The sequence below is a fragment of the Candidatus Pantoea multigeneris genome, from assembly GCF_011752615.1.
In the GTDB taxonomy this organism is placed as follows: domain Bacteria; phylum Pseudomonadota; class Gammaproteobacteria; order Enterobacterales; family Enterobacteriaceae; genus Pantoea; species Pantoea multigeneris.
On record NZ_VWXF01000011.1, the window covers coordinates 86,349 to 105,695 of the forward strand.

Sequence of the window (19,347 nt, forward strand, 5' to 3'; positions counted from 1 at the left end):
GAGAATGCTCTGAAAAATATTAATTATTGATTATTTATTTCAACAACTATGATTAAAGGGTTCTTCATGCGTTAAAAATTATCGTTGCAGGCATTCCTTGATATTAATTCCTCATCTCGCCATGCCCTTACCGGTCCGGTTTGAGGAAACGAAGGTAGCTGCTAAGATGTCCGTGACAATCTACGGCAATACGGAACCTGAAATGCTTACAACAATAATTTACCGAAGTCACCTCGACGATGAGGTACCCGTCAGCATCATTCCAGGCATGGTAGAGAAGGCCAGCCTGCTGAACGCCCGGCATCAAGTCACTGGCATCCTGCTTTTTAACGGTACGCACTTCTTTCAGCTCCTGGAGGGTCCGGAGGAGGGCGTGCTGGACATATACGCTCGCATCTGTGCCGACCGGCGTCACCACAACGTGGTTGAACTTATGCGCGACTACTCACCGTCGCGCCGCTTTGGCAACCACGGCATGGAGCTGTTCGATCTGAGGCACCATGACAGCGTCAGCGTACTTCAGGCTGTACTTAACAGGGGCACGTCTAAATATCGCCTGACCTACGACGACCGAGGCCTGCAGTTCCTGCGAACCTTCGTGGAAGCACGTGAGAAAGAAAACTACTTTGAGGTCTTGCCCACCGATTACTGGAACTTTGTGCCGGACGACAACACGTCACCGGCTCCGGCAACGGGCGTCACCTTCCGCCCGGTGGTCGACCCCCTCGCCCGTGAGGTCACGGCCCTTGAAGCCCTGCCCGAGGAAGCGCCGGAGGGGCTCTATGGCGAAGCGGTCTACAAACATAATCTTGCGACAGTCACCGCTGTGCTGAACAAGGCAGGCAGATCGTGCCCGGACGATATCATGCTGTACGTCAGCATTCTGCCTATGACACTGGTCGTGTTGCCGGACGCCGTAGATCGGATCGTCAACGCTATTGAAAGTGCCGAGCTGGTTCCGCAGCAGATCATACTGGGCGTCAGCGAGACGGAAGTCATATCTCAGCTGGAGGCGTTTTCTCAGGCGGTGCGTAGGCTTAAGCTGGCCGGTATCAGCCTGTCCATTGATAACTTTGGTGACGGCTCAGCCGGGCTGTCGCTGCTGGCCCACGTTCAGCCGGACCGCGTACGCATCGGCGCCGGGATCGTTCGCAATATTCAAAGAAGCGGCCCCCGTCAGGCGGTGGTACACGCCGTGCTGCGCTGCTGTTCGGCGCTTGAGATAAACGTTATTGCGGCGGATATAGAGCAGCCAGAGGAATGGATGTGGCTGGAAGCAGCCGGGGTTACTGATTTCCAGGGTGCGCTGTTCACCGCATCGGGAGCGTCTGTCGCCTGGCCGGAGACCCGCGAGGCCATATAAGCCGTTGGAACAGAATCAGGGCTCCGTATGATTAACAGGATGCGGCCCCCTGGGGCGGGTACTGTGCGGCCACAAGCGCTGCCGGCTCTCCAGCATCTTCTGGCTCAGGGTTATGCCTCGTTTGGCCTTTTCAAACCAAGTGAGGGAAATGCGGTGCTGTTATGAGGTGCATCCAGGACAGAACACCTCTCCCGGACAGGGCGCCTGTGACGCGTATTGAAGGTGAATCGAAGAAGTTTTCTGTACGATTGCTCTAGTTTATTTTCGGGCCAGCAGCGCTGTGATAAGCTTTGCGCCCGAAACCTGCTTCCGGATACCCCCATGAAAAATGACTTTGAAGAAAAAATGGCCGACATTATGATTGGCGAGGCCGTCACGGCACTGCTGGATGAGGGCGTTGCCATCGGATGGGCGGTGCTGACGGAGCGCCTTCGGTTGGCCATTGAAAATGAAACGGATGAAAATCGGGTTCGCGCGGGACTGCGGGCTATCGAAGAGGTCCGGCGGGAAATGCACACGCGCGCCAGTGAAAGGACTGGATTGCCAAGAGTTGAAGATCGGTCAGCGCATAAGCTTCACTGAAGTCAACCGACAGTTTCTGCCATGGCGCTTTCATGTTATACTGTACATTTACACACCTTGCGGATGGGGGTCATATGAATGATGACATCACCGCCGAAGATATCTACGCCGTTATCGGAACGGTCGTGGCGCGCCTTCTTAAGCCGGATCAGCACCTTACTCTTCACGAAATTATCAGCGCCCTTTACAGCATGGGCAAAACGGATGGCACAGCGAAAATGCGTGAAAGCTGCGAAAGCGCTATCAGGCTGCTGGCTCAGCAGATGCACTGATCTTCAGATTTCTCCCGTTCTGACTTATACCTCTCGCGCAATAATGAAAGAGTGCAACACTAAAAGTGTGACATAACTCAAACCGGGAGATAACTGTGAAAATCTGGATTGCTGTAACCCTCGCCATCGCCGTCAGCTGCTCCGTGTGGGCTTCGCAGGGGGGATTTGATTCCCCGGCTGCGCTGGCCGACGTCACTCACGCTACGCAGTAGCAGCAAAAATGGCCTCAGAAGCCTACATCGTCCGGCGTTTTGCCAACCACAATTTCGAGTGTGCTGCGAAGCACGTCAAGCTCGACCACATCTGAAGTGCTTTCGAGCTCGGCGATAAGATAAAGAATAATCTCTTTAGTGGTCACATTTTTACCGTGGATAACGATGTCGCGAATGACGGCGTCCAGCACGGCAGCTTCGGCGGCCAGAGCGTCGCCGAAGCTGCGGAAGTGCTGAATGATGTCTGCTTCGTTGGTGATGTTCTGTTCTTTGAGCTGCATTGTGTAATCCTTTAGGCCCCACGGGCAAAAGTGGTCAGGCTGATACCTGAAATAAAAAAACGGCCTACCTCGGGTAGCCGCGTCCTGCGGGCGTCCTGCCACTCTCTGCTCTGCACAGAGATCAGTATTTCTGAATATTTGTTACTGTCACTGCCCGTGCTGGCCAGGACATCAAAAGCCAGTACGATTGTGTCGCGGCTCTAGCGCAGCGGTAAAAATTCTCTCTGTACCTCGCACAGCGCCAAGGCGATGGCATTACGCTTTTCCGGGTTCTTCTCGCCCTCGCTCATGGCACGAAGCCGCATAGCCAGAGTGTCTACACTAATATGGTCTTCACTTCGTAGCAGTGCAACCACTGCTTCACCCATTATAACGTCAACGAGGCGTGTTAAATCTGTATTCATCTTTCCCACATTTCCTAGTTCAAGCCCTCTGCGCAAGATGGCAGGGCCTCCCCAGATGGTTATGAGGACACGCTGCGCGCAACGTTAATTCAACGCTCAAACAGCATGCCGATAAGTGTATGATAGTGATGCTCTTCTTCGAGACTGGATGCCACTTCAAGGCGGTGCAGCAGCTTGCTACATATGGCCTTGCGGTTGAGGGTTTTGCCAGCGCGCAGGATTTCAATGACAATCTGCCCCAGAATTTCCTGCTGGTTCGGCGCAGACATCTTACTGAAATAGTGCGCAATTTCGCTGGCTGAGTCCGGGTATTTCATATTGCTCTGACGCATAGTTAACCTCTTAATGGGTATAATCTAGTCGGGCCTGTATGACGTAAAGTTATACAATCAAATCAAACTTGTACAGACATTGTTTTTCTGTATAACTTTTCTTTTTGTGCAAAAAATGCTAACCCTTACTAAACAATGAGTTAGATTGGGATTGATACAAATCATAAGCTGTACAATGAAAGGTTTGTATAATACTCAAAAATATTATGTTCAGCGTATGTGTCTGGGCGCTGGAAAAAGTCGTTCCGATTTCTGAACCGGACGGGAAAAATATTTGAGCGTTGAGCTAGACCCTCTCCGGTGGCCCATTTCAACTGGTCCCTCTTATCTGAACGCAACTCGCAGGATTTCCCAAGCGTCAGCCAGCTCGTAGATAAGCGAGTAAACGTAAATATCCGCATTTTTACCGCAGTTCTGCCAATAATCATCAGGCATGCTCTGCACTTCATCAGCTTTGGTATTTCAGTGCCGCCGCTTGACCGACTGAAAACAGGGGCTGTACAAATACCTTTAGCGCATTATCCTAAGCACCTGAAATACGATAAACCGCGTCTTGCTTATATGGGACTTAATTAAACCTCAGGTTTTGGGCCCCGACGGCTGATATGCCCACCTTTACGGCCAGCCTCGCGCGCACGCTCTGGACAATTTTTGAAGTTTCCGCCGCTGACGGCACCACCTTTGCTGCCTGCTTCAGAAGCGCGTGCCGGGTCAACCGCAAAGTTTCCTGCTCCACCGCGTTTTGCTGTTGTCATGATGTTTTCCTCAGATAAAAGATATTATGTGTAGTGGAAAGTTGTAATATGGCATGTCTGCACAAGACTAGCCTCCTTCGGAGCCCTTTTTTTCCGGTATTACGACGACGGACACGTGTGGCAGGGCTGTTGAATCTTTAATGGTTTCCTGACAGTGTGTCAGGCATTTTGAGCTGCAAGACGCGTAACATCAATCCGGTGAATAGCTGTTCTGCGCAGCGTTCGGCGACGTAGGTTTCGGCAAAGTTGATGATTGCTGGAACTTTTACCTGAGTGTCGATGGCGTAAAGTCATGCTGACGCCCGCCGCTATTTTGCTGTTCACAGAGCCTCGCTCGCTAATTTATATTGCTGAAACGTCGGGACTAACTGTTTCAACAGTTAAAAAGGTAGGGCACCTCTGGATTACTGCTGTACACATGCCCCTGCATCGGTTATTTTGCGCCCGACCTTATTCATTACTCACGGGTATTGCATGCGACAGAACGGACTACCGCCGGGAAAAGACGCCAGGCTGACCGGCTATTTCAGCCAGGTAATACACCCCTGTCAGATTGAGCTACTGGGCCGTATCACCGTTGAGATCCTGCGTCAGGAGAGGCGGATGACGCGAACCTCATTGTGCCTGAAGCTGATAGCAAGGCTTGACGGAAACGTCGATGAGGCCGAGGCGGAACACCTGACGGCGCTACTCCGGATGCTGTTTAATCGCTGAGTCTGGAGCAGGTCACCGTCAGGATGAATCGCTCAGCAACGTTTGAGGCTGCGTGCCACCACGCGCAGTGCATAGCACATGGATTAAATGTGGAAGTAAGCCTGATGCTCATCGACAAAGACATACTGTATTTCAGGCGCTTCGCGAAGTACGTAGCAGCCATTTGGGGAATGGCAGATTCGCTCCAAGGAAGGGGCCGGCTATCGTACTATTAATCAACTCCGTGATGAGCAGGACTTCATCTAGGTTGATAAAAAGGGTTTCACGTACGTTGCTGTCAGGGCGTTATGCCCTTCAAGGGCCGCCTGCGCGAGAACGGCTAAAAAAATGAGTCGATAGCAGAGACATGGCACCCCTAACGTTATGTTTCGCCGAGCACGCCGTGTGAAATTTCGGTCCGCTTAATTGCATGGAGGATGCGCTAGAGCCTGAACAGATATTTTGCGCCAGAAGATAACCATCTCTGGAACATCAGAGATATTCAAACTTGTCGGATAAATCTACCCCGACTCCCATTAACCACCCTTCTTTCAGTAACCAGATAATATCGTTAGCCAGTTTAAGGCGAAACAGGCTTCATTTTTCAGCAATGACCAGACAGCGGCAAAGGAACAGATCATCCTGCTTGGGTGATCGTACCGCACCAGCTATCCAGTTGCAGGGATGATGCATGCGCCTGCTACGACCAAAAACGCTCATCTGTCGTTACAATTCCGGTGTATTCGGGCCCGGCCAGGTTTTCTAAAAGAGCGTCATCCTGCAGAATCTTTTCAAAGCATAAGTCTTACTCATTTGTCTCCTGGCTTCGCCGTCTCAGATTTAATAATACGCCTTTTCATACAGTATAGGGGTATGCCCAAACACAGAAATCGAAAGGCGGGCTGCAATCCTCCCGTAAAGCGACATGCACTAACCCGGGCACGATGGCCCTGTGATGCTACCCGTCACGTACGCCAGTGCAAAGGAGGTCATCGGTGCCGGATCACAGCAACTTCTGAAAAAGAAGGGAAACCTTAACCTCTGAGCTGAGGCTGCTGCTGGCGGTGAAACTGGCATTCTGCGCAGAGGAAGCACAGCAGAGGCAGCTCCTGCAGGAGACCCTGATGCTGGGCTGATACTTCCGACCCTGCCTTAGCGACGCCAGGCCCCGGGACTGGTGATTACGTCATCACTTCCGTTTTGCCCGGTGCGTTGTTGCAGGCCTGATACGTGCATTACGTCTGTACGGCACATTCCCCTGCCATAAAGTTATATCCGGCGTCCTCCTCACTGTTTTCAGCAACAAATTTCACCATTAAGTGATAATTTTACATGGTATGTCACTACTACCTGTACACGTAAAACCTCAGTTAACTGCTGTGGAGAGCATCTTCATCTTTTGTTAAGTCATACTTTTGGTGTCTGTTAAAAGCAAAAGCCACTATAGACATCTTTATTGCCGGGTGATTGTGGTTCACCACAGAGAAGCCGCAGATAAATGCGATAAACATGGGCTTGCAGACCGAAAAGTGTTAGGATGAAGTTGTTTGAAAAATAACCTTACCACTTCCCTCCCCAGTTAAAGGCGGGAGAATCTGACCTTCGTTGAGCTGAATAAGCAGCTTTCATCTTACTTTCAGGCTGGATGCCACGCGTTAAGTCACCCGAATGTTCGATATCCTGCAGCGATATCCTTACTGCGTTTGTCTTACTTACTTTAATCTGAGCGCCGCTTTTTCCGGACGGAAAGCGTGCCTTCCTGTTCAACTGGGGTTTTATGCCCGTACACATAAATCGAAAGGCGAGCCGCAAACCAGCCCGTAAAGTGACACTCACTCCGGCCTGGAGCGACGGCCCTGTAATGCTGTCTGTCGCGTACGCCAGTGCAGAGGAGGCTATTGGCGCCGCAACTCAAGAACTCCTTAAAACAAGGGGGGAAGCCTCAGCCGCTGAGTTAAGGCTGCTGCTGTCGGTGAAACTGGCATTCTGCGCTGAGGAGGCGCAGCAGCGGCGGATCCTGCAGGAAGCCCTGATGCTGTTGTTCGATCCTTCCACCCCTTTCTGAGCGACGGTCGGGCCCCGGGCCTGTGATTACCTCATCACTATCGGTGAGCCCGCTGCGCTGTTGCCGGTCGGTTCGGATACGTGCATCACCCCTATCCGGCACGATCCTCCAGCCATAAAGTTATAACCGGCGTCCTCCTCATTTTTTTCTGAAAAAAATCCCTCAGGGAAGTGATAATCCAGCGTGCGTGTGGCATTACTACTCATGCGCGTAAAAGCCCTACAAACTTTTACGAAGAGCAGGTCATTTATTTGTAAAGAGTTGGATTTGGGTAAAAGTAAAATCCGGATCACACGCATCCCCCGCAGACTTCTAGCAACGAAGAGCTAGTAACCACACTGTCGTCGCACCGGCGAACTCAGACGGCTCTGACCGCAGATGGTATGCAGAACGCAGCCCGGCCTGCACGTCTCTGGTTTACGTCGATGATGCGACCAGCCGCCTGATGGTACTTCATTTTGTAAAATCAGATTCTGCATTAACCTATTTTGAAGCCATACGCGGCTATCTAGAGCAGCACGTCAAGCCGCTGACGTTTTACAGCGACAAAGCCAGCATCTTCCGTATTGAAAACAAAAACGCGGACGGCGTAAAGGGACTGACACAGTCCAGACGCGCAATGAACGGACTCAACATTACAAGTATCTCTCTACACCAGTTCATTAAAATGATAGTTACGTATCATAGAGGATCATCCTAGAAAAATTTAGAGCCCCTAAAGAAATAACCAGTTTGATATTGCAATCAGGCTTAGTATCAGCGCCAAAAAATCTCTGAAAGAGAGTGCGTGGTGAGTCGATTTTTCTTCATTACGAATTTGATTAAACAGTGCTTTCGCGGAATGAGCATTAAGAGCATTCACCTCTTCAGGTTGCTTTTTATACCCCCATTCCTTCAGGAAAACAGAACCGTCTAAGTCATTTACATCGAGCGCACTAATATGATTGCCTTTTTTGAAAAAACAAAACACCGGCATAGTTTCTTCCTGAAGGATTATGTTATTGTATATTAATATAGCTTTAATGGGCTACCATCTCAAGGATATCCTTGATGATTAATATGCACACCTGAATTAAATAGCGATGTAAAAAAACCGCCCGGAGGCGGTTATGCATTAATGCGGTATCTCAGAGACTTCTTTGACATCCTGTTTGTTAATCTGCTGTTTTACACCATTAGCATCAACATACCCAAGTAAACCAGCATCCGACTCTTTGGGTTTACCATCGCTCACAATGGTTCGACCGTCAACTGTATGAATAGCATAGCTTGTCCGTGTGCACCCAGTAAGTAATGAAAGTGCAATGATCGCCCCCATTACAGGAAAAATTAGTTTCTTCATAACACGCTCCTTATCAGTTATCTAGCTCACTCATGTTGGTAATTTTATTGCGATTTATCTGTTCGGTTCGGCCTGTCTGAGCATCTTTATAAGAAACCAGCCCAGTGTCACTGTCTATCTGAGGCTTGCCATTTGTAACAATAGTGCGCCCGTCGCTAGTTTTAATTGCCTGATTTGAGGAGCAGGCGGTTAGTGAGAAGGCCAAAGTTGAAGCTATAAAGAGAAAAGTCACGCTTTTTTTATACATCGCAAATGCCTCATATTGGGGATATCTGTATCTAACATACTAAGGATAGATGTTGTTTTTTATCTTGCATCGTAAAGAAGCATAAAAAAAGCATAACGGGCCTTTATCTGAAGAATGGGATAGCTTTGCAACGGGAAAAGTAGCTGTCTTTGCATACTTACCGTCCATCTTTATCTTGATTTTGTCCGGCCAGAGGATCAGATACAACCTTAAGGCAATAAGATCGGTCATCATAAATATACTTCTTATATCGCAGGTTAGAAATCAACGCAAACCGGCCAAACACTTATGGTAAGAGCAGCCATTAATGTCGACTTATTTTATTAAAGGCCGAGAAAACCGGCCTTTAATACTAACTGAAAAACTTACCTTCAAGCAATTTCACACCTGACGAAACGAGGTCATTACGCTCAGAAATATGCCCATTAGGTGAGAGGGTATCGATGATTTTAGGAAGGTATTCTGCCAGGATAGTTGACGCTTTTTCTGAATCAACGCCGAGTTTCACTGCCAGATTCTGAACTGCAGGAGAGCCTAAAATAGCTGTTATTCGCTCAGGAGATATAGGTAGATTATCCCCTGATGTTAACCACGACTGAATGAGATTTTCCAATCCCTCAGCTTTAAATTTTTCAAGAATTGCCCCGCATCCACCTTGCTCCTCTATCCATGTGAAAATAACTTGGTAGGGTGAGGAGCTAGCCCCTTGCCCTGCAAGGGTGTTTGTTACAGTATTCAAAAGTCCCATTTTTCGTTTTCCTTCGTATCATTTTCGAAGTAATATCAAGAACTAATCACTTTTCGGTATAATCAAAACTTGGCCAGGGTAGATTTTATCAGGGCTTTTCAGCATAGGCTTGTTTGCATCAAAAATTGACTGATACTTGTTCCCTGTCCCATAAACCGCATGTGATATAGCGCTAAGAGTATCACCAGACTTAACGGTATAGTAAGTACTCTCGTGTTTGCTTTCTTCAGCAGAAACTTTTAACTGGTCGTCTACTTTGCTGACGCCCTCCACATTACCTGCTGCTACCAGTATTTTTTCTTTAACTTCCTGTGAGGATACATTGCCTTTCAGTGTCACGGTTCCGTCATCTGCGACACTCGCCTCGACTGACTCTGCCCCCGGAAGTCCTAGGCTTCTGATATGCTCTTTAAGCTTTCCTGATTTATCACTATCATCATGACCCGAAACAGCATCCCATACCTTCTCACCAGCCTGTTTAACGAAATCTAAAAGCCCCATGCAATATTCCTCTTTAATTAAAAACACGACCTGCTTCATCAAGCATAGTTCAATATAATATTTAGGAAAGTAGGAAATTTAATACATTGATTTATCGTTTTTTTTTACTGCTTGACTCAGCCCGTAGTGAAATACCCCTTACCTACTCCAAGGATTAGATAAAAAGCTCGGTTAATAACCCCGGTATAAAATTGACTTCCTGAGCGTAAGTTATGCCTGTCAAAAAGTCTCGATTCACCCAAGAGTCATTTGGCTTTGCCCTGAAGCAGGCTAGATTGCGTACACCCGTGCCAGAAGGTTTGAAACAGGCCCGGTAGCTCCAGCGCCATTTTCTACACCTGGCGCAAAAGCGCGGCAGGATTTTACCGTCAGAACCAAACATATTCGGTAACTCGAGGAGGAAGACCTTCGCATGAAGAAACAGATTATCGATCTAAGCCTCAACAAGAGCATGCCGTAGCACGTGCTGGCAAAAAGAGGTGACGCTGGTACACCTGCGATAGTGGGCCAGGGTCTTACAGGCACGCAACAGTTTCAGCGAAAGACAGATGTGCTTTGCGCCGCAGATCAGCCGCGGTTCGTTATGGCACCGCTCCACTGCGGCAAACGACAACTGGCTGTGACTGCGCATCAGGGAGATGACTGAAACCCGCATCCATTATTCCAGGTCATGCTGAAACGGGAAGACTGGCGCGATAATCACAAGCTCATTCACCGGTTTTACCGCGAGAGGGGTTATCGCTCCGGCTTAAACGCTCTTGCCACAATAAATCTGCGCCAAAACGTCAGCTACAGCCGCTGTGGCTGTGTTCCAATCACATAGGAGGTATCGATTTTTTCTCCGCTACGTTGATTTACGGTCACGGGCTCCGCCTGCTGACGGTAATCGAGCTCTAGACGCGTAGGTGTCCGGGGATCTGAGTAGTCAAAATCAGTGCACAACAGAAGTGGCTGAAATGCTGGACAGCATCGCGTTGAGACGTCAGTTATCACAACTACTGAAAACAGACAATGGCTATGTATTTGTAAGAAAATGCAGGTTTACAGAATAATAAACCGGAATTTATGCGATTGATCCTGCTTAAGTTTGTATAATATTCTGGGTCATGGTTAATCACGCCGAAAATATCTTTAGGAATGGTTCTAAGCTTTTGATAAGTATAAACAAGTAACTTTACTAACTCAAAATTTTAGCTAATCTTCGGGAAAGATAAGTTCAGGCTTACAAAAAAATCACAACAAAATTTCAATTAACCACCTTGCAAAACTGCCTCTACAGTATAAAAATCATAGCTATAATGATTATGAGTTGGTAGTTGTATGTTTAAACACCCTTGCCGCCCATATGGACGGCTTTTTTTTAAATCATCAAAGAAAATCACTCATCCATAAGAAAATTATTTTAAACTTAACATTCTGATTCCCTCCCAGTTAACTTTAGACCGATATGTGAGTAATATCTTCATCAAGTTACCTGAGAACATACCATGAAGAATCGATTACTGTTAAAAAAATCGCCAGTATTCTCCGCTAGTCCTAAGTCAGAGGGGCTCCCGGGAACTTTGCCACAAGCATGTATTGCCGATGCAATCTGTTATACATGGCACAAGAAACTTGGAGGTATTATAAGTATCCCGGCTTTAATACCACGTACTTTTAATATATCAGGATTGATCCATAAATCGGTAATTTTTCGACGTATTTTTTTTAGGAAGTTACGCTGTTCAGTTGTAGTACGAAGATCCGGATATTCCTGCTCCGAGAGAAGCTCTTCAAATATACATCCAGCTACAACGGCCTTGAGCACGGTAATAATTTGGTATTCGGTGAGGCGGTTTACGCATGGTTATCTCCTCAAGGTACATAGTCACTATGTGGAACATCTTTCAAAGTGAATGGCCTGTTTTACAGAGTTACTTACAGGTAATTTCATCATACCTCTTAATCACTCAGTATATTATAGGTAGTCATTAGATCCACCATAGCACCAGAATGTGCCTCAACGTGCCGTATATAGCGCATTACCGTTTCCGGTTTTTTCCACGTTCCTTCCTGCATGATCTGCGCTGTGCTGTAGTTTTTCGCAGCCATATCCACAGCAGCACCTACCCGTGTACTGTGACCGGTCCAGCCCCGGTAACGGTTCTTATTGCCGGCGATTTCCCCATCAGGCCCAGCTTCCTGCCACGCCCGTTTGAAAATATCCTCTATTGCACGCGTGGTGAGCGGATTTTCCGTATTCACCCTGGCCTTATTCGTACGATGCACAGAGGAAAATATAAACGCATCAGGCTCTGAGGCCAGACCTGAAGCCATCAGCCACTGCGTAAGGCGCGTCGTGGAAAGATCGCCCAACGCCTTAATCAGCCCCCCTGTCTGCACTAAGGTTTTGGTCCATGCAATGTCCAGGATGATCCGTCCGTCGGCGACGCGGGTGACGTCCCTGACGCGCAGCCGGCCAAGTTCACTGATGCGGAGCAGAGTTGCATAGGCCACATGCAAAAAGGCCAAATCCCTTAGCTCGCGCAGATAGACTGACTCCGCCCAGACTGCATCGAGCTTCATCAGGTCTCGGATCCGGAACGGGATAGCTTGGCCGGCACGCTCTCCCTGAACCACGGCAGTACGGTTGATACGTTTAACCGCCCGGAAGACCAGCGGCGAGCTGTTCGGGGGATTAAGATCGGCGTTACGGTGTAGCATCGAGATCAGCGCCGCGTGGGTTGATATGGTTGAGGAGGCCCGGCCGGTTGACTGCAGATATAACAGATAGTCACGCAGGCAGGACGAGGACATCGGGAGAAAGCTGCGTCCGTTTTTCTGTGCCCAGGCACCACAGATGCGCATCACGCTGAGCAACTGCCGCCAGGTGTTGTCAGAGAACGCTTCCCTGTCCTGCACAAACTCCCGCAGCCGGGCCGCCAGATCCTCGTCCGGGACCACCGCCAAACTGGAAGAGGGTGAAACAGTGTTCGATTTGGTCATTTTGCAACCTCACCTGGGAGTTTGTACGCTACGCAAAATCTGCTGATGTCATACCCTGCTTCTTTGTCAGATTTCACGTAGCGCTGCCTGTATTTTGCTCATTTCCGGGGGCGGAACCGGTTGATCCCTATCATACCCGGATCCTCAAACGGATCCTATCTTCATATAAATCCTATTATATGAAGTTAAGTTAGAACCAACCGCAGGCAAGAATCGTTAGTCAATACAGCTAAACCATCCTCAGTTGAAATTCAAATTTTTATCTTTTTTAAAAAAACTTGCAACAAGCTGACTAAAAGCGTAGAAAAACACTTATATCCTAACTATTTTAAATAAAATTTTTTAATTAGTAATTTTTGATGCAAGTGAGGGGGCTTTCATAATGCAAGTTATAAATATAGAATTCTACGTACTTAAGATACGACGCCTTGCTGCTAAACATCAGCAAGGGACAGGTATTGTTGAAATCAAGAAAGAAGTTGATGTCGTTTTTAAAGAAATGAAACAGAAACATAGGAAAAGTGAACACATATATTTGTGGGCTGAATTAATACCAGCGCTGAATAATTACCTTGCCAAAACAGCAACCCCCGAGTGGCACTCAGTGTTACGTTATGCCATCACTGTATGTAAGCGCAGACTAAACACATCAAAGAGAAGTATACCAATCTTTTTAGGGAGGATTGTAAAATAAACTATGCTCATTTTTATTAATGGGCTTCATTCGGTGTTAAATCAAAGAATACCTTAAGTCAATTTAAATATATAGTAAGAAATCCAATTGACATCTCGGGATTCTTAAATGCAATACACGGAATGGTTGTTTTTTTTATCGCAATGTGTATGTCCCTACATTTTAAGAATAATCTGAATATATTCAGTTACCCAGACAAAATCAGCTTCACAAGCCCTTGAATTTATTGAGTAAAATTATATTTTCTATTCGGGATGAAGAAAGCTATATTTTCACTTCTACTTTTTTGTTGCTATTTTATGAATTATAATCTAAATATTAACGAGGGATGAATTTAAATTCAGTAAGAAATTAACAGAGATGATTAGGAGTAATCATATGAAGATCATGAGCCGTTTTTTTCGACTAAACTCAATGCTCGTCATTGCAAGTGTTATGGTTATTTCATTTTTGATTAGTGCCGTACTTGTAAATATTTTCAAACTCCCAAGCGAGAGTGTAATTTATATTATAATGTTATGTTTTCTTACTTTACTTATACCTACAGCACTTCAACTCAATAGGGTCGCTAAAACCCGTGATTGAGGATTTTATGATTAATTAGACTGTGCGCACGAAAAATATAAGTTTATTTTCTCAAAGAGAATTTAGGTAAATAGTGATTTCGATTAAAAAAACACAATGCGAAAACGCCATGAATTTAATATAATTTTTTTAAATGAGACTACTTTCTTTATTTTGGGAGATAGATTATGAAATACAGAAAAAATGCTCATACCAGTCCTGTGATGAATGGTTTTTTGACTCATTTACTTGTAATGAGTTCAGGTAGCGATATTTTTAAGCGAGTTATTCGCAGCCATTATCTCGATGACAGGCGTACGTTGGCAAAGTGCCTGTGGAACGCGCGTAAAGAAATGCGCGATGAAGCACGGGAAGCCATGCTAAAGGAAGAGATTCTACATAGATTTAAAAGTGAAAAAATGATGCGTCAAGATAAGACAGAGTGTAGAATAAGAGATATGAAAAATGCATAAGATGGGTTTTATTTGAAATATACTAAAATAGTACAGTCAGGACTTTATTCCCAAGGGTTTATCTTGCACTCTCTGTGCCAGAAATACTACAATATAGAGTTTCAAGTGTTTTTCAGGAGTCATATCACAGACAATCGCGGAGCTGTAGCAGCATGCCTTCGCAATGCAAGGACATCAATCAGGAAATCTATTGAAATACAAAAAAAGAGATGTGATATGATTAAAACTTTCTAAATTTATTTCCATTTTTATCAAAGATAATTTTGAATTATACTTCAATGTATTTATTTAGTTTAATCTTAAATAATTTACATCCCATTTCTTCATGGGAGCATATAATGCAAGTGGCATAGCTGTTGTTGTGGTGTAATTTAGCGTCATTATTAATGATATCTTTTGAGCTCCAAATTAAATAACAATAAGGCGTGTATTTGTAATTTACCAAACCCCCAGATTCAATATGATTAATATACATTCCATGCCTGGATGCTTCGGAGCAAACCCATTTCTCACACTCTGTAGTAAGTGGTATTGTTCCATTCCCAAGCGTAGTTAAAAATTCCTTTCTTGACTTTAGTAAATATTCAATCGTTATCTTAGTGTCTGTTTTTACATTTAGCATTATAATTCCTACCTATAATTAAATCACAACTCAAAGGGCATTACTCTTCTGTCTCAAAGTATCATAAAAATCCCATTTTTTATGCTTTTAATTTAAGTTATAAAAAAATAAATATCAATAAAAAACCAATAAGGTTAAGACAATGCTTGCTTTTTCATTTGTTTATTGTTTTGAATTCCTAATTCAGAGCTATTTTTACACTAATTCGGTTTCTTGGCCTGCCCCGAGTATTAGATACATTCTTAGGTTAGTAATGTCACGTGATTTTTATTCATGTTTTCCGTATCACCAGCCCACTTAATATTCAGCTAGTGTCAGGTAATTCAGCTATGAGTGTGGTCAACACTCGTTATAATACTGCTGCCAGTCATTAATGATTTCCCGGGTATGTAGAATATCGCATTAACCAATGCTCATTCAGGCATTCATCACGATAGTGCCCATTGAAACGCTCAATAAATCCATTCTGGTTTGGCTTGCCCTGCTGGATTAAGCGCAACTCAAAACCATGTTCGAAGATCCATTGATTGAACGCGTGGCAAGTGAATTCCGGGCTTAAAACAGTTCTTATCATTACAGGGGGCCCCGAAACAGCGCGATTCTGTCCATAATGCGTGTCACCTGAGCGCCTGTAATCCCGAATACCGTAATGATCACCATACACTCCTTCGTTAAATCATCCAGACAGGTCAGGCACTTAATCCTGCGGCTGCTGGCAAGTGCATCCATGACAAAAATCATCGACCATCTCTGCTCTGCCGCATCCAGGGGAAGAAGTGGAAACCGCTCAGTTGTTAGCCCCTTGCGGCGTTGCCTGCGTTTTACACTCAGGCCGTCGAGATGATAAATGCGGTATACCTGTAGCGGCCTGCATTTATAAATGGTCGAACCTGCATTTACACCTCATTCTCAGCCCACATCAGCGGCAACCAGCGCGGCTCTCAACCCACAATGCCTGCAAATGAACCTGAAATTATCCGCACCGATCTGCTTTCCATTTCCACCGACCCACATTAGCTGAAAATGAAAACACCAGATTAACAGCCTGATTATTTATGACGCCAGAGACAGCGTTATTCTCCGGAATTACCATGCCGCTGCGCAGCAAGGTAAGCGCGTAACATCAGTGTCAGTTGTTTTTCTGCTTCCGCTCCGGCACTGGACGGTATAACCCGCATACAGAATGCCGGTACTGTGCCAAAAAGGACTGCTGCTATAGTTTGTGCAATGATATGGCATTCTTCGAAATAACCATCACAGGCCGATGTCAGTAGTCCCTCAATGGCGTGAACAGTTTTTTGTACCGCTTCATCAAGCAACCTGCCGGCATCCAGTTCCACAGCAATGTAATAAAGAGCGGGAGAAACCTCTGCATTCGACATGATGGCTTCAAGGTAGGCCCTGACGACGACAGACGCTATTTTAGCTGACTCAGTATTCAAATTTTCGAGGCAGGCCTTTTCGACGATGTCTGTAAGGGAAGTCAGATGCCTTTCCAGCAGAGCAAGCAGCAAGGACTGTTTGTTCGGGAAATATTGATACAACGTGCCAACTGAAACCCCTGCTCGCTCAGCGACACGTGTTGTGTTAAGCCGTATTGGCCCCTCAGTTAACAAAACCTGAATGGCTGCCTCAAATATTGCGTCCACCGTCACGATGGATCGTTCCTGACGCGGCATTCTGCGGCGGTTGAGCTGTTGGGATGCCCCCCTGGTCATAAGCGAATCCAAAACATGAAGAATGATTCATATAATAATTCTTCAACGCTTTTCGCTCAATCCCCATCATGAGCTGAAGAGGAATATGAATTTCAGGAGGTACATATGGGTAAGCTGGACGGCAAAGTTGCAGTAATCACTGGCGGCAGTGACGGGATCGGACTCGCGGCCGCTCAACTGTTTAGTCAGGAAGGGGCAACCGTGGTGATTACAGGTCGGGATCAGGCCAGACTGGATTCGGCAGGTCAGCACTGTGGCGGTAAGATTGACGCAGTACGCAGCGATATTTCTGTTATGACGGATATAGAGCAGCTCTGTACCTATGTGAATACCCGATATGGCCATGTTGATATTTTGTTTGCAAATGCAGGCGGTGGCAGACCAGGATTGTTCGCACAAGTAACAGAAGAAGACTTTGATTTTACGGTTAACACGAATTTTAAAGGCACCTTTTTTACAGTACAAAAAATTACCCCGCTTATGGCCAGTGGAAGCTCTGTCATTCTGACGACGTCGACGCTGGATCGACAAGGTCGGCCGCATGTCAGTGTTTATTCTGCAACCAAAGCAGCGATCCGCTCATTAGCCAGATCGCTGGCGGCTGAATTGTCTGATGCAGGCATTCGGGTTAATGCGATCTCTCCGGGTCTTATTGATACAGATCAGGCCAGGAAAGTTGGTATGAGCGAAGAAATGATTAAGCAGTCAAATGCCCATTTACATACCTTGATCCCTATGCATCGCAGTGGTACCGCGGATGAAATTGCCAGGGCAGCTCTTTTCCTGGCTTCAGATGATTCCTCATATGTGACTGGCTCAGAACTGTGCGTTGATGGGGGATGGGCCCAGGTTTAGTTTTCCTCTTTCACAGGCTTCGTTGATAAGCCTTATCTCGAATCATTTCACAGAGGCTCCATAAAAACGGTCGTCTTATGGAGCCTTAACCGTGATGTCACCGATCGGCCTGCAACCCGCAGAGCAGGATTGCATTTTCTCATTCCACTTATCATTTTCCATCTATACCCAAATCGGGTGACTTACTGGAAGACATATCATGCTCATTGGGTAAGCACGGGTTTCCACTGACGATCAGCATCTCGACCTGCAACGTGATCCCCTGACACTAGAAGTGGTGTGAACGTATTTTTGAAGACAAGGTCAGTAGTGCGCAGGCGGAACGCGAAGGGCTGGCGAACCTGATAACCTCACTCCACCCCGGGGATGCCGTTGTTATCTGGAGACGGGATCGCCTGGGACGCTCACTGAAAAATCTGCTGCAGATGGTTGAATGGCTGGATGGGTTGCGCGTTGGGCTGCGCAGTCTGCAGGAAAGCATTGATACCACCTCCAGCGGTGGACGCCTCGTTTTCCATCTTTTTGGTTCACTGCCGTGTTTGAACGTAACCTGGGGAGCATCTTTTAAGCCTGTTGTCGACCTTTAATGTTGTGTTATAGATGTTGTTGTATGAGTCACGCCTGAAGGAAAAGCTGCACGTTATCAGCAAACGTTAAACGCAGCGCAGTGAACCGCATAACCCGAATCTTAGCCAGCATCTAGCAAGGTTGGGCAGGAAAATCATCCTCTTTCTCAAAATCAGTGGGACTGCAAGACAAAGTCATCGGCTATTATCTGAGCATAAAACACTAACAATTAATTGGAATCATTCCTTGGGATTATAAAAACCCTTTTAAAAATCATTCTATTAATATAGAATTTATTAGTTTTTAATGTTCCTGGCGGGGTTATGAAAGGGAAGGTAGCTGAACAGTTTGCAGAAAGCATGGCTTTTTCTATCCTTGAAAATGATTCGGTCAGCCACGACTTAATCGGTAGTGTTATGCTATTTTTCAGATGCATAGATGGAGGGGAAAAATATAAGGCTTACTGTGATTACAATAGCTTAAATGTCATTACACCAACAGAAAAATTCGTTTTCTATGATGTGGATCGCCCACAAATTGAAATACTTAAAGAAGTTTTTTATACATTGTACTTTTCCCCAAAAATACAGTTGTTGTGATTAATGTAAATGATGATCCTAATAGCTGGTGAGCTTTTTATTTTGCTGCTTGTAAGGAGTTCCAAAACATCATGAATTGGATTGAATACAGTTAATGATGCCAGATGCGTTATATGTAAAGATATTTACACCATGATTTTTAGGATTTCCACCCTAACATTCAAAGATGGTAATAAATATTTCATGTTTAATTTTCAGGATGATCTTGAATCATGAATAAACATTGATTTCACATGAGTTCGCAGTTAACTTTCCTAAGTTGTAGTGTTAATTATCGGCCATTTTTTAATGGTGACCCTTTTAAAAATTATGCATTACCTTTAAATTAAGTGTATAGGGGGTCTTAAATGATTACCAAGAGAGGTTGCTGGCATAGTTTCCATCTAAATTTTTAATGAAATGAAATAATCATAACTTGATTTGATTTTTGATTGACATAAAAGTCTGAATGGATACTAGTCTTTTATATCTAT

At 45.7% G+C, this 19,347-nt stretch carries 21 protein-coding genes and 3 pseudogenes; 12 read left to right on the plus strand and 12 right to left on the minus strand.

Translation table 11 applies throughout. The annotated features are described in order from the left end of the window. The first annotated feature begins 202 nt into the window (after positions 1–202). From F3J40_RS20695 to F3J40_RS20705, 3 genes are all read left to right on the plus strand, one after another. A complete protein-coding gene (locus F3J40_RS20695; RefSeq protein ID WP_167017822.1) occupies positions 203–1,363 on the plus strand; it encodes a diguanylate phosphodiesterase in 1,161 nt (386 codons plus the stop codon). 321 nt (positions 1,364–1,684) lie between these two features. Beyond that, positions 1,685–1,945 (plus strand): hypothetical protein, encoded by a 261-nt coding sequence (locus F3J40_RS20700; RefSeq protein WP_017345751.1) that lies wholly within the window; start codon positions 1,685–1,687, stop codon positions 1,943–1,945. Between the two features lie 74 nt (positions 1,946–2,019). After that, positions 2,020–2,217 (plus strand): hypothetical protein, encoded by a 198-nt coding sequence (locus F3J40_RS20705; protein ID WP_167017704.1) that lies wholly within the window; start codon positions 2,020–2,022, stop codon positions 2,215–2,217. Positions 2,218–2,443: 226 nt separating this feature from the next. Here the strand turns inward: F3J40_RS20705 and F3J40_RS20710 are convergent, their stop codons facing one another. The 4 genes from F3J40_RS20710 to F3J40_RS20725 all read right to left on the minus strand — a co-directional run bounded on the left by F3J40_RS20710 (position 2,444) and on the right by F3J40_RS20725 (position 4,201). Next, on the minus strand, positions 2,444–2,710 hold the full coding sequence (locus tag F3J40_RS20710; RefSeq protein WP_167017706.1) for a biofilm development regulator YmgB/AriR family protein: 267 nt from the start codon (positions 2,708–2,710) through the stop codon (positions 2,444–2,446). Positions 2,711–2,910: 200 nt separating this feature from the next. Beyond that, complete coding sequence (locus tag F3J40_RS20715; RefSeq protein WP_167017708.1) at positions 2,911–3,114, minus strand: hypothetical protein; 204 nt, start codon at positions 3,112–3,114, stop codon at positions 2,911–2,913. Between the two features lie 89 nt (positions 3,115–3,203). After that, the gene (gene ycgZ / locus F3J40_RS20720; protein WP_167017709.1) at positions 3,204–3,446 is read right to left on the minus strand and encodes a regulatory protein YcgZ; all 243 of its coding nucleotides are present in this window, start codon (positions 3,444–3,446) and stop codon (positions 3,204–3,206) included. A gap of 572 nt (positions 3,447–4,018) precedes the next feature. Further along, positions 4,019–4,201, minus strand: a complete 183-nt coding sequence (locus F3J40_RS20725) for a con-10 family general stress protein (RefSeq protein ID WP_167017711.1) — start codon at positions 4,199–4,201, stop codon at positions 4,019–4,021. Positions 4,202–4,675: 474 nt separating this feature from the next. On the opposite strand from F3J40_RS20725, the gene F3J40_RS20730 reads away from it, so the two are divergent. From F3J40_RS20730 to F3J40_RS24975, 3 genes and pseudogenes are all read left to right on the plus strand, one after another. Then, positions 4,676–4,915: a biofilm development regulator YmgB/AriR family protein gene (locus F3J40_RS20730; RefSeq protein WP_167017713.1), complete on the plus strand. Its 240-nt coding sequence runs from the start codon at positions 4,676–4,678 to the stop codon at positions 4,913–4,915. A 1,840-nt stretch (positions 4,916–6,755) separates the two neighbouring features. Next, positions 6,756–6,959 (plus strand): hypothetical protein, encoded by a 204-nt coding sequence (locus tag F3J40_RS20735; RefSeq protein ID WP_167017715.1) that lies wholly within the window; start codon positions 6,756–6,758, stop codon positions 6,957–6,959. A gap of 361 nt (positions 6,960–7,320) precedes the next feature. Then, positions 7,321–7,605, plus strand: a pseudogene (locus tag F3J40_RS24975) (ISNCY family transposase); the annotation flags it as partial. A 69-nt stretch (positions 7,606–7,674) separates the two neighbouring features. On the opposite strand, the gene F3J40_RS20740 reads toward F3J40_RS24975, so the two are convergent. The 6 genes from F3J40_RS20740 to F3J40_RS20765 form a co-directional block, all read right to left on the minus strand. After that, complete coding sequence (locus F3J40_RS20740) at positions 7,675–7,935, minus strand: hypothetical protein (RefSeq protein ID WP_167017717.1); 261 nt, start codon at positions 7,933–7,935, stop codon at positions 7,675–7,677. A 138-nt stretch (positions 7,936–8,073) separates the two neighbouring features. Beyond that, positions 8,074–8,301: a YgdI/YgdR family lipoprotein gene (locus F3J40_RS20745; RefSeq protein ID WP_017345738.1), complete on the minus strand. Its 228-nt coding sequence runs from the start codon at positions 8,299–8,301 to the stop codon at positions 8,074–8,076. A 13-nt stretch (positions 8,302–8,314) separates the two neighbouring features. Further along, positions 8,315–8,548 carry a YgdI/YgdR family lipoprotein gene (locus F3J40_RS20750; protein WP_167017719.1) on the minus strand — a complete coding sequence of 78 codons (234 nt, stop codon included), beginning with the start codon at positions 8,546–8,548 and terminating at the stop codon, positions 8,315–8,317. A gap of 352 nt (positions 8,549–8,900) precedes the next feature. Beyond that, a complete protein-coding gene (locus F3J40_RS20755) occupies positions 8,901–9,296 on the minus strand; it encodes a YidB family protein (RefSeq protein ID WP_167017720.1) in 396 nt (131 codons plus the stop codon). A 42-nt stretch (positions 9,297–9,338) separates the two neighbouring features. After that, positions 9,339–9,797 carry a peptidoglycan-binding protein LysM gene (gene lysM / locus F3J40_RS20760; RefSeq protein WP_167017824.1) on the minus strand — a complete coding sequence of 153 codons (459 nt, stop codon included), beginning with the start codon at positions 9,795–9,797 and terminating at the stop codon, positions 9,339–9,341. 1,941 nt (positions 9,798–11,738) lie between these two features. After that, positions 11,739–12,782: a tyrosine-type recombinase/integrase gene (locus F3J40_RS20765; RefSeq protein WP_167017722.1), complete on the minus strand. Its 1,044-nt coding sequence runs from the start codon at positions 12,780–12,782 to the stop codon at positions 11,739–11,741. A gap of 382 nt (positions 12,783–13,164) precedes the next feature. Here F3J40_RS20765 and F3J40_RS20770 point away from each other — a divergent pair, with 382 nt between their 5' ends. Together F3J40_RS20770 and F3J40_RS20775 are read left to right on the plus strand one after the other, a co-directional pair. Further along, positions 13,165–13,476 (plus strand): hypothetical protein, encoded by a 312-nt coding sequence (locus F3J40_RS20770; protein WP_167017724.1) that lies wholly within the window; start codon positions 13,165–13,167, stop codon positions 13,474–13,476. Positions 13,477–14,228: 752 nt separating this feature from the next. Next, the gene (locus F3J40_RS20775) at positions 14,229–14,513 is read left to right on the plus strand and encodes a hypothetical protein (RefSeq protein WP_167017726.1); all 285 of its coding nucleotides are present in this window, start codon (positions 14,229–14,231) and stop codon (positions 14,511–14,513) included. A gap of 964 nt (positions 14,514–15,477) precedes the next feature. On the opposite strand, the pseudogene F3J40_RS20785 reads toward F3J40_RS20775, so the two are convergent. Together F3J40_RS20785 and F3J40_RS20790 are read right to left on the minus strand one after the other, a co-directional pair. Further along, positions 15,478–15,996, minus strand: a pseudogene (locus F3J40_RS20785) (integrase core domain-containing protein); the annotation flags it as partial. A 212-nt stretch (positions 15,997–16,208) separates the two neighbouring features. Further along, positions 16,209–16,790 carry a TetR/AcrR family transcriptional regulator gene (locus F3J40_RS20790; protein ID WP_167017730.1) on the minus strand — a complete coding sequence of 194 codons (582 nt, stop codon included), beginning with the start codon at positions 16,788–16,790 and terminating at the stop codon, positions 16,209–16,211. A 168-nt stretch (positions 16,791–16,958) separates the two neighbouring features. On the opposite strand from F3J40_RS20790, the gene F3J40_RS20795 reads away from it, so the two are divergent. The 4 genes and pseudogenes from F3J40_RS20795 to F3J40_RS20810 all read left to right on the plus strand — a co-directional run bounded on the left by F3J40_RS20795 (position 16,959) and on the right by F3J40_RS20810 (position 18,874). Further along, positions 16,959–17,708 carry an SDR family NAD(P)-dependent oxidoreductase gene (locus F3J40_RS20795; RefSeq protein WP_167017732.1) on the plus strand — a complete coding sequence of 250 codons (750 nt, stop codon included), beginning with the start codon at positions 16,959–16,961 and terminating at the stop codon, positions 17,706–17,708. 344 nt (positions 17,709–18,052) lie between these two features. Continuing rightward, positions 18,053–18,295 (plus strand): recombinase family protein, encoded by a 243-nt coding sequence (locus F3J40_RS24980; RefSeq protein WP_369410962.1) that lies wholly within the window; start codon positions 18,053–18,055, stop codon positions 18,293–18,295. Next, positions 18,264–18,501: pseudogene (locus F3J40_RS20805) on the plus strand (IS1 family transposase); the annotation flags it as partial. The gene F3J40_RS24980 and the pseudogene F3J40_RS20805, both read left to right, overlap by 32 nt. Before the next feature lie 97 nt (positions 18,502–18,598). Then, positions 18,599–18,874, plus strand: coding sequence for a hypothetical protein (locus F3J40_RS20810; protein ID WP_017345820.1), 276 nt, complete (start codon positions 18,599–18,601; stop codon positions 18,872–18,874). Positions 18,875–19,347 lie beyond the last annotated feature (473 nt).